This is a genomic window from Bradyrhizobium sp. CCBAU 65884, from assembly GCF_028128835.1.
Classification (GTDB): Bacteria; Pseudomonadota; Alphaproteobacteria; order Rhizobiales; family Xanthobacteraceae; genus Bradyrhizobium; species Bradyrhizobium ottawaense.
Map to the genome: position 1 here is coordinate 1 of NZ_LBJU01000058.1, position 9064 is coordinate 9064.

Annotated in this window: 9 protein-coding genes and 1 pseudogene; 8 read left to right on the plus strand and 2 right to left on the minus strand. The window is 60.8% G+C overall.

Going from position 1 to position 9064, the window contains the following annotated elements; translation table 11 throughout:
* Window positions 1–72: 72 nt before the first annotated feature.
* Together XI03_RS01980 and XI03_RS01985 are read right to left on the minus strand one after the other, a co-directional pair.
* Window positions 73–834: an IS5 family transposase gene (locus XI03_RS01980; protein ID WP_271591155.1), complete on the minus strand. Its 762-nt coding sequence runs from the start codon at window positions 832–834 to the stop codon at window positions 73–75.
* Window positions 835–1060: 226 nt separating this feature from the next.
* Complete coding sequence (locus tag XI03_RS01985; RefSeq protein ID WP_271591156.1) at window positions 1061–1744, minus strand: TetR/AcrR family transcriptional regulator; 684 nt, start codon at window positions 1742–1744, stop codon at window positions 1061–1063.
* Window positions 1745–1955: 211 nt separating this feature from the next.
* Between XI03_RS01985 and XI03_RS01990 the strand changes: the two genes are divergently transcribed.
* The 8 genes and pseudogenes from XI03_RS01990 to XI03_RS02025 all read left to right on the plus strand — a co-directional run.
* Window positions 1956–2849, plus strand: a complete 894-nt coding sequence (locus XI03_RS01990; protein ID WP_271591163.1) for an NAD(P)/FAD-dependent oxidoreductase — start codon at window positions 1956–1958, stop codon at window positions 2847–2849.
* 21 nt (window positions 2850–2870) lie between these two features.
* On the plus strand, window positions 2871–3344 hold the full coding sequence (locus XI03_RS01995) for a methyltransferase family protein (protein ID WP_271591157.1): 474 nt from the start codon (window positions 2871–2873) through the stop codon (window positions 3342–3344).
* 80 nt (window positions 3345–3424) lie between these two features.
* Window positions 3425–3883: a (2Fe-2S)-binding protein gene (locus XI03_RS02000; RefSeq protein ID WP_271591158.1), complete on the plus strand. Its 459-nt coding sequence runs from the start codon at window positions 3425–3427 to the stop codon at window positions 3881–3883.
* 1 nt (window position 3884) lies between these two features.
* Window positions 3885–6134, plus strand: a complete 2250-nt coding sequence (locus XI03_RS02005) for a xanthine dehydrogenase family protein molybdopterin-binding subunit (RefSeq protein ID WP_271591159.1) — start codon at window positions 3885–3887, stop codon at window positions 6132–6134.
* A 140-nt stretch (window positions 6135–6274) separates the two neighbouring features.
* Window positions 6275–7231 carry a hypothetical protein gene (locus XI03_RS02010; RefSeq protein WP_271591160.1) on the plus strand — a complete coding sequence of 319 codons (957 nt, stop codon included), beginning with the start codon at window positions 6275–6277 and terminating at the stop codon, window positions 7229–7231.
* Window positions 7232–7336: 105 nt separating this feature from the next.
* Window positions 7337–7795, plus strand: coding sequence for a nuclear transport factor 2 family protein (locus XI03_RS02015; protein WP_271591161.1), 459 nt, complete (start codon window positions 7337–7339; stop codon window positions 7793–7795).
* Window positions 7796–8026: 231 nt separating this feature from the next.
* Window positions 8027–8902: a class I SAM-dependent methyltransferase gene (locus XI03_RS02020; protein WP_271591162.1), complete on the plus strand. Its 876-nt coding sequence runs from the start codon at window positions 8027–8029 to the stop codon at window positions 8900–8902.
* Window positions 8903–8930: 28 nt separating this feature from the next.
* Window positions 8931–9041 (plus strand): annotated as a pseudogene (locus tag XI03_RS02025) (efflux RND transporter periplasmic adaptor subunit); the annotation flags it as partial.
* Window positions 9042–9064: the final 23 nt, after the last annotated feature.

The window sequence follows — 9064 nt, forward strand, 5'->3', positions numbered from 1 at the left end:
CCATGAATCATTGAAAAATTGATTCGGGAATCCTATAAAGCGCGGAAAAATCAACAATCTGCCAAAGTAGTGCTAGGACGTGGACTCATTAACGCGAAGCCATAGCCTGATCGAGGCGAGCTGAACGAAAGCAAGATAGTTCGCTGCCAGCTTGTCATAGCGAGTTGCCACGCGACGGCACTGTTTGATCCTGTTGAAGAACCGCTCGACCTGGTTGCGAGCGCGATAGAGATACGGGCTGAAGCAGATCGGATCGCTGCGATTGCTCTTTGGCGGGATGTTGGCCCACGCGCCCTTCTTCATCGCAAGTTCTCTGATCCAGTCGGCGTCATAGCCACGGTCGGCGAGTAACATTGCCCCGGATTTCAGACGAGACAGCAGTTTTCCGGCTAGTCGAACGTCGTGCGCCTCACCGGGGCTCAGCGCCAGCCGTACCGGCAGACCATTGCTATCGACCACCGCATGAATTTTGCTCGTCAAGCCGCCGCGTGACCTTCCCATGGATTGGCGCTGGTTTCTCGTAACGCAGGCTCCATCCTGGTGCACGCGGACAATAGATGTGTCGGTCATCTGGACAGCGGCATCATGAGCAGTGGCAAGTGCGTCTATGATGCGGCCCCAGACACCAGCCCGCCGCCAACGGACGAAACGGTTATAGCAGGTCGTGTAAGGGCCAAAATGATCCGGCAGATCGCGCCAAGGTGCCCCGGATCGCAGGACCCAGAAGATGCCGTTTAAAACACGTCGGTCGTTTACCCGAGGAACGCCACGAGGCTTGTTTGGCAGCATCGGCTTGATGGCCAGCCATTCATAGTCGGCGACTTCGTAGCGCATGATTCGTCCCCCCAGTTTGGGAGTTTGAATCATGGGGGGCGGTCCAAGCGCAACGCTTCTGGCCTGGCTCGGCGCTCTCTGGGCAAAGCTTCAGCTAACCGACAGCCCTCGTTGAGTCCGTCGAAAATGACCCAAAGCGGACGTTAGTCGGACCGTGCGGCCGACTCGTCAATTTTCATGATCGGCTGCCTGCCTTGACCTGCTGGCCGACTAGGTCACGCACGATTCAAATTTTGTTTTTTGACCTTGAGGCAGGCAAATCTCCGCCCACTTGGTCGTTGTCACGGTGCGCGGCGATGAACATGGCGACGGCCGACCGGCAATAGGATTCGATTTCGTTGTCGTCCTCTGCTTTCGCCTGATCGAAGCGTGCGATCATCAGGAGATCGGATCCTTTGAAAAGCGCGGCGAACAAGCGGGCAGACCGGAGAGGATCGGGCACGTTCAGAACCGCCTTCGCGTGCAACTGACGCAACAGGGCCTCGATTTCGGCGATGACATGGGCGGGGCCGGCTTCGAAATGGAGCTTGCTTAACGCGTTTTGACTCGTCTTGTCGGCCATGACCATGGCTTCGAGGCTGCGGACGTCTGATCTCAACAGCGTGCGAAGCAGTGATGATCCCACCGCCACGAGCTGATCTTCGACCGAACCGTCGACGCCTTCAAGAAGGGCCTGTGGTGCAAACAACTGATGGCAGCCTGCCGCCATGGCCGCGCCGAACAGCGCCTCCTTGTTCTCGAAGTGCCTGTAGATGCTGAGCTTGGATATCTTCGCTCGCTGGGCGACCTTGTCCAATGTCGTCGCTTGAAAACCCAACTCCACAAAGAGCTCGCGCGCGGCGTCGATGATGGTTTGGCCAAGCGCCTCGTTGGCGGGCCGGCCGCGCCGGCCCTGGCTGTTTTCGGTCACGGCAATTCCAGTACTTGACAGTATCCTAATTATTGAATTACGATACCATACAGTATCTGAAATGTGCAAGCCAGGGGGTCGGGTGACTTCTCCGATGCAACGACGAGCCCTGCTGAAGTTGGCTGCGCTTTCCGCCATCGGCCTCGCCCGCGCTCAGGCCACCGCCAAGCCCAACTCGTCTCCCTCCATCCACAACACGGACCCCATCACCATGGATGACGTCATCATCATCGGCGGCAGCTTTGCCGGTCTCGCCGGCGCCTTGCAGCTCGGCCGCGCCCGCCGCAAGGTCACCGTTCTCGATACCGGTCTGCCACGCAACCGCTTCGCCGGCCACTCGCATGGACTGCTCGGCCACGATCACAAGCCGCCGCTGGACATCCTGGCGGAGGCGCGGCGGCAGTTGGCGCGCTATCCCGCGATCAAGCTTGTCAGTGCCCGGGCCGACAGCGTCTCCGGCGCCATCGACAATTTTTCTGTCCTTACTGGCGATGGTGAAAGCCTTGCGGCGCGTCGGCTGATCCTGAGCTATGGCGTCGCCGACCAGATGCCTGATGTTCCGGGCTACGCCGAAAGCTGGGGCACGTCCATCGTGCCATGCCCCTATTGCGACGGCTTTGAAGTCGCCGGCCAGCATTGGGGCCTCGTCTGGTCCAGCCCGCAGTCGCACAATCAGGTCAGGCTGTTCCACGACTGGACCGACAAGTTGACGCTCTTCGCCGATGGTCACGACATTCCGCCCGATATCCAGGCCGATCTGGCGCGCCGCAACATACCTCTCGTCGATGGCCGGATCGTCGAGATCGCCCATCACCAGGGCCATATCGCCACCGTCAATCTCGATACCGGCCGCAATGTCACGGTCGACATCCTGTTCGCCAATCCGCGCAACAAGCCGTCCGCAAGCCTGCATGAAGCACTGGGCCTTGCCACCGTGGCTACGCCCGCCGGCATCGTCCTCAAGGTCGACGAACGCCGTCAAACCAGCACGCCTGGCATCTACGCCGCCGGCGACCTCACCACGCCCTTCTTGCCCTCGGTCACCCAGGCATCATCGCAGGGCGCGATGGCAGGTATCTTCGCCCAGCAGTCGATGGTGGTTTGAGAGCGCAGATTGGAGATGAGCATGGCCGTCGAACCGGACAGCGCGGGTGTGCTCTTCCCTCCGCCCTTCGTCTATCTGGGAGTGCTGCTGTTGGGGCTGGCGGCGGAGCGGTTCGTCACTCTGCGCTCTTTCGGCATCGACTGGCAGTTGCTGGTCGCAACCGGCGCGCCGCTGTTCGTTGCCGGCGCGGCGATGATGCTTGCGGCGGCGGGGCTGTTCCGTCGGATGGGCACCAACGTTCCGCCGTCGCAGCCAACGACCCTCATCGCAACAACCGGCCCTTATCGGTGGACCCGCAATCCCATGTATCTCGGCATGGCGCTTATCTATGCCGGCCTTGCGATCGGCTTCGACGGGCCGATCGCCTTCGCCTCGCTCCCGTTGGTGCTAATCGGAATCCAGACGCAGGTGATCGCCCGCGAGGAGCGCTATCTCGAAGCGAAGTTCGGGGAGGACTACCGCCGCTACAAGGCCGAGGTTCGCCGCTGGCTCTGACTATTCCGCCGCTGCCCCTGCGGGGCCTTCTGATCGCGCTTGGACAGGTATCGTTGTTCGCCACTACAGGAGCATTCGCAATGCAGTTGACCGTCAACAGTAAGCGCTACGATCTGGATGTCGAACCGGAAATGCCGCTCCTTTGGGTGCTCCGAGACGAGCTTGGCATCTCGGGACCGAAGTACGGTTGCGGGGCGGGCCTTTGCGGTGCATGCACCGTTCATATCGATGGTACCGCGGTTCGCTCCTGCTCGATCAACGCTGGCGAGGTCCGCGGCAGCATCACGACAATCGAGGGTCTGGGAACTCCCGCGAACCTGCACGTCGTTCAGCAGGCTTGGATCGAGCACCAGGTTGCGCAGTGCGGTTATTGTCAGTCCGGTCAAATGATGACTGCAGCGGCCTTGCTATCTAAAACCCCCGATCCCTCGGACTCCGAAATCGCCGAGGCCATGGACGGAAATCTTTGTCGATGCGGGACTTACACGCGCATCCACAGCGCCGTCAAAACTGCAGCCCAGATGATGAAGGGGAAATAGCGTGGCTCGGCTCAAGACGATTGCAAGACGCACGTTCCTGATCGGCTCCGCTGCGATCGCCGGCGGCGTCGCCTTCGGCTATTACCGATTGCGCCAGGCCCCTCCCAATCCGCTGCTTAAGGACCTTAAGGCAGGGGAAGCCGCGATCACGCCTTACGTCCGCGTCGGCGCAAAAGGCGTCACGCTCATCACGCCGCGAGCCGACAAGGGCCAAGGCTCATATTCCATCCAGGCTCATCTGATTGCCGAAGAGCTCGACGTGGATCCGCATAAGGTTCGCGTCGATCCTGGCCCACCAAGTCCGGCCTACTTTAACAGCCGGGTGATGGACGACAGCCTGCCCTTCTCTACGATCGACGATGGCATGATGGCGCGTGGGGCGCGGGGAGGCGGCGAAGTGTTGAGTCGCGTCCTCGGTATGCAGATCACGGGAGGCTCCTCCACCGTACCCGACGGCTATCAAAAACTCCGCATTGCGGGCGCGGTCGCCCGCGAGACTTTGAAGGAGGCGGCGGCCAGAAGGTCGGGGGTGTCACGGTCGCAATTGAAGACCAAGGATGGTCAGGTGATCTTGCCCGATGGCAAGTCCCTCACATACGCGGAGCTGGCCGTTGAGGCAGCGCAGCTTGCACCAGTTACCGATGTCACGCTCCGGCCGGAACAGGAGTGGCGCTACATCGGCAAGAAGATGCGCCGGATCGATATCGTCGCCAAGTCCACCGGTACTCAACAGTACGGCATCGATATTCGTCCCGACCGGATCGTGTACGCCACCGTCCGCGCCAACCCCGGCATGGGAGGCACGATCAAACGATACGATGCCTCCAGCGCGGAAAAGATGAGAGGCGTCAAAAAGATCGTCCCCATCAAAGACGGCGTGGGCGTCATTGCCGATAACACCTGGAGAGCCTTTCAGGCCGCAGCCGCCATCAAGATCGAATGGAACGATCCACCCTATTCGGCCGACTCGGCCGGAATGTGGAAGGTGCTGGAGAGTTCATTCTCCAAAGACCAGCAGGACAGCCGGCTTCGCAATGACGGAGACGTCGAAAAGGCGTTGGCCGGCTCGTCCAAGCCGATTGAGGCGGAGTATCGGACTCCATATCTGGCCCACGCGCCGCTCGAGCCCATGAATGCGGTCGTACTCTACACGAAGGAACGGCTCGACATCTGGACGGGAACGCAGATCCCGGTCTTCCTCCGTGGGCATGCGGCAAAGCTGACGAAATTGCCGGAAGAGAAAATCTACGTGCACGCTCAGCCGATCGGCGGCAGCTTTGGGGCACGACTCGACGACACCTATGCGTTGCAGGCGATCGAACTCGCGATGGCCATGGAAGGCGTTCCGGTCAAGATGACCTGGAGCCGTGAAGAGAACATGGCGCACGACTATCCGCGCCCGATTCAGCTCTCGCGCGCCAAGGGAACCGTTCGCGATGGCATGGTCGAGAGCATGAGCATCGATGTAGCGGGACAATCGATGGGCGCCTCCTGGTTCAATCGGTTGCAGGCGCCCGTCCCTCCCGGCCCCGATGTTTCGAGCGTCAACGGTATTTGGGACCAGCCTTTCGCAATACCGAACTTTCGTGTGACGGGTTATAAGTCGAAGGAAATGGTGCCAGTCAGCCCGTGGCGATCGGTTGGAGCGTCCGCCAATGGCTTCCATCATGCTTCCTTCCTGGACGAACTGATCCATGCCGCGGGCGCGGATCCGATGGCAGAGCTCATCCGTCTCTGCAATCATGAGCCGTCCAAGAAGGTGCTGCATACTTTGCGTGATATTTCCGCCTGGAAAGGCTCGCGAATCGACGATCGACGAGCCCGCGGCGTGGCGCTGACTTTGTCCTTCGGCGTGCCAATGGCTCAAGTCGTCGAGGTGAGCTTCACACCTCAGGGCATCAAGATCGACAAGGTGTATGCCGTTTGCGATGTGGGGCGCATTCTGGACCCGGTCAACTTCGAAGCGCAGGTGCGGGGTGGCGTCATCTGGGCCTTGGGCCACGCCATGAACTGCGAGCTGACCTACGAAAACTTTGCGCCGGTTCAGACCAATTTTCATCTATTCGAGGCCATGAGATTCCATCAGGCACCCGAAGTCATCGTCAAGGGATTGGAGCTTGGTGGGGACGTGCGAGGAATTGGTGAACCTCCCGTCCCGCCGGCGGCCCCGGCTCTCGCCAATGCGATCTTTGCTCTCACTGGGAAGCGGGTACGCGAATTGCCTCTCAACAAGAGCGTCAATTTCGCTTGATGGGTTGAGCTCCATCACCCACTTGCGGTGCTTGCCCGTGCACCACCGTCTTCCCTCGCGCAGGCCGACAATCTTGGGTTGAGTGCCTCAACATCCCCTCAGAAGTGACGTCGACCATATAATCCACCCTGGAGGAACGCATGTGCGCTAACAAATCAGACCTGTTTCAAGACCTGTCCCGAATGGTCATCGTAGCGGTGGTAGGTATAGTCGCGGCCTCGGTTGCGAGTGAGGCCCGATCGCAGACCGTGATCCTATCAGGATCGCCGTTCCCGGAAAGTCTGGCAGCGACAACGGATGGAACGCTCTTTGCGAGCAGCTTGACGAACGGCGGAATCGCGCGCGTAAAGCCGGGCGCCTCCGAGGCCGAAGCCTGGATCAAGCCGGGGACATTCGATACGCGATCGACGTTCGGCGTTCTCGCCGACGAGAAGTCAGGGCTTCTTTGGGTATGTTCGAACGATGCCACCCCGCTCGGCGTCAAAGGTCCAAACACGATCGAAGGCTCGTTCGTTAAGGGGTTTGACCTTACAACCGGAGAAGGAAAAATCAGCGCCCGATTACCCGCGAAACCCTCGATCTGTAACGATCTCGCGATTGGGCCGGACGGCGCACTCTACGTCACGAATACTCTTCAGCCACAGATCCTCCGCTTGAAGAAGGGATCTTTCGAGCTTGACGTCTGGGTCCAGGACGACAAGCTGAAGGGTGGTCTTGATGGGATTGCGTTCGGACCGGATGGAGCTTTGTACGTCAACACTTTTCAAAGCGGCGAACTCTTCCGCATCGAATCCAAATCGGGAGTCGCTGGTGCCGTCACGAAGCTTGAGACGTCACGCCCAATCAAGTTTCCGGACGGTCTTAGGGCAGACAAGACCGGATTCGTGATGGTTGAAGGCGCCGGTCCGCTTTCTAAGGTCACGATCGTCGGGGATCGGGCCCAAATCGAAACGATCAAGGAATTCGCTGGACCAACAGGCGTCGCGCGCGTCGGCGACAAGCTTTGGGTAGCGGAAGGCCAAATTGGCTATCTCATGGATCCTTCCAAGAAGGGCCAGACGCCGACCTTCCAGCTGCGGTCAATCGACGCTCCCTGACCGTCACGAGACCCTCGTCGCGCCCGGCGCGATCGAGACGGATTTCGCAGAAAGTATCCATCAGGCTTGCAGAGCCGTCGGCTATCCAACAACAGGGAGCCATCAATGGTCTACAGTCTAATTGTCGAAAAAGAGATCCGCAGGAGCTTCGATCATGTCAACAACCAGCGTTGGGATGATGCTGCAAAAGGCCTAACACCAAACGCTTATCACTGGGTTGCCGGAGATCATGCGTTGGGGGGTGAGCGACATGGAAAGCAATCGGTGAAGCAGTGGTTCGAGCGCATGGGCCGTGTTTTCCCGAAGCTTCACATAGATATTGAGCAGGTCGAGGTGACGGGTTGGCCATGGAATACCACAGTGTTCGTCAAGTGGCGGGCCAACGCGAGGCTACTTGACGGCCAAAGCTCGTATGTGAACAGGGGCGTCCACGTCTTCAAGTTGCGATGGGGCAAGGTTCATTCGATTGAGGAATACTTCGACTCGCAGGCTGCAGAACGAAGCCTCGCTATCCAAGCTCGTGCTGGTTTGGATGAAGCTGCGGCTGGCCCAATCGTAAGCTAACGCGGATCATTCGTGTGATGCCGCCATCAACGCGCAGATTCCCTTCTCCGGTTGCCGCGGGCGCGATTGTTCTTCGAGGTCCGGCGCTAGGCGGCACCGATCTCGAGCATGAGACGATCACATGCAGGTCTGGCGGCGCCTTACCACTGGTGGAGGCGGGCTCGCTGGACACGATGCGCGCTTTGGCATCGGACAGCTTAGTCAAGAACGCATCAGAACAAGGAATATGTCATGGCAGAGCACAATGCCGATCGGGTCACCGACTGGAATGGCCAAAGCGGGGAACGCTGGGTCGCCCACCAGGCCCAGCTCGACGCCAGGCTGGCGGTGTTCGGCCAGGCCGCGATCGAAGCCGCAGCGCCCGCGGCGGGCGAGCGCGTGCTGGATGTCGGCTGCGGCACGGGCGCGTCAACTCTGGCTCTCGCCGCCCGCGTCGGCGCGGGTGGCCAGGTGCTGGGCGTGGACATATCCGAACCGCTGATCGCCCGAGCGCGCGCGCTCGCGCCACACGAAACGCCAACCCTGTTCCGCGTCGCCGACGCCAGCAGCGCAGAGCTGCCCGAGGGGGCGTTCGACATCCTGTTCTCGCGTTTCGGGGTGATGTTCTTCGACGATCCGACAGGCGCGTTCGCCCATATGCGCCGCGCGCTCAAGCCGGGCGGGCGGGTCGCTTTCGTCTGCTGGCGTGGCGCGGCCGAGAACGATTGGATGCGCCTGCCGATGGGCGCGATCAAAGGCATCGTCCCGCCGATGGCGCCGCCTGATCCCGAAGCGCCCGGTCCATTCTCGTTCGGCGACCGGGGGCGGGTGGCTCGCATCCTGACCGCGGCGGGCTTCACCGATATTGCTCTCGCGCCATTCGATGTTTCCGTCCCGTTTGGCGAGGGCGCGACGCGGGACGCGGCGATCGACGACGCCGTGAAGATGACGTTCGAGGTCGGCCCGCTGTCGCGCGCGCTTGTTGATCAGCCCGACGACATCCGCGCCCGCGCCTCGGCCGCGGTTCGTGCCGCCTTCGCGGACTGCCCCGGCGAGCGGTCGGTGATGATCGACGGCGCGACGTGGATCGTCACGGCGCGCAATCCCGCGCAAGCCGATAGCGATTAGCAGGGGGAGACGCCCCTCGCTGGCCTTGATGGCCGCTGCGCTGGCCGGGTGCAAGGATACCGTGGCGCAAAAAGCCGAACCGCCGCGGCCGGTTGTGGTTGCGACCGCGCATTTTGACGCCGAGACCCCGGAGCGCAGCACAGCTGCTTAATGAGTACACAG

Coding starts and splice junctions, on each gene's coding strand:
- XI03_RS01990 (WP_271591163.1), top strand. CDS start 1,956: ATGGATGACGTCATCATCATCGGCGGCAGCTTTGCCGGTCTCGCCGGC.
- XI03_RS01995 (WP_271591157.1), top strand. CDS start 2,871: ATGGCCGTCGAACCGGACAGCGCGGGTGTGCTCTTCCCTCCGCCCTTC.
- XI03_RS02000 (WP_271591158.1), top strand. CDS start 3,425: ATGCAGTTGACCGTCAACAGTAAGCGCTACGATCTGGATGTCGAACCG.
- XI03_RS02015 (WP_271591161.1), top strand. CDS start 7,337: ATGGTCTACAGTCTAATTGTCGAAAAAGAGATCCGCAGGAGCTTCGAT.
- XI03_RS01980 (WP_271591155.1), bottom strand. CDS start 834: ATGCGCTACGAAGTCGCCGACTATGAATGGCTGGCCATCAAGCCGATG.
- XI03_RS02020 (WP_271591162.1), top strand. CDS start 8,027: ATGGCAGAGCACAATGCCGATCGGGTCACCGACTGGAATGGCCAAAGC.
- XI03_RS02010 (WP_271591160.1), top strand. CDS start 6,275: ATGTGCGCTAACAAATCAGACCTGTTTCAAGACCTGTCCCGAATGGTC.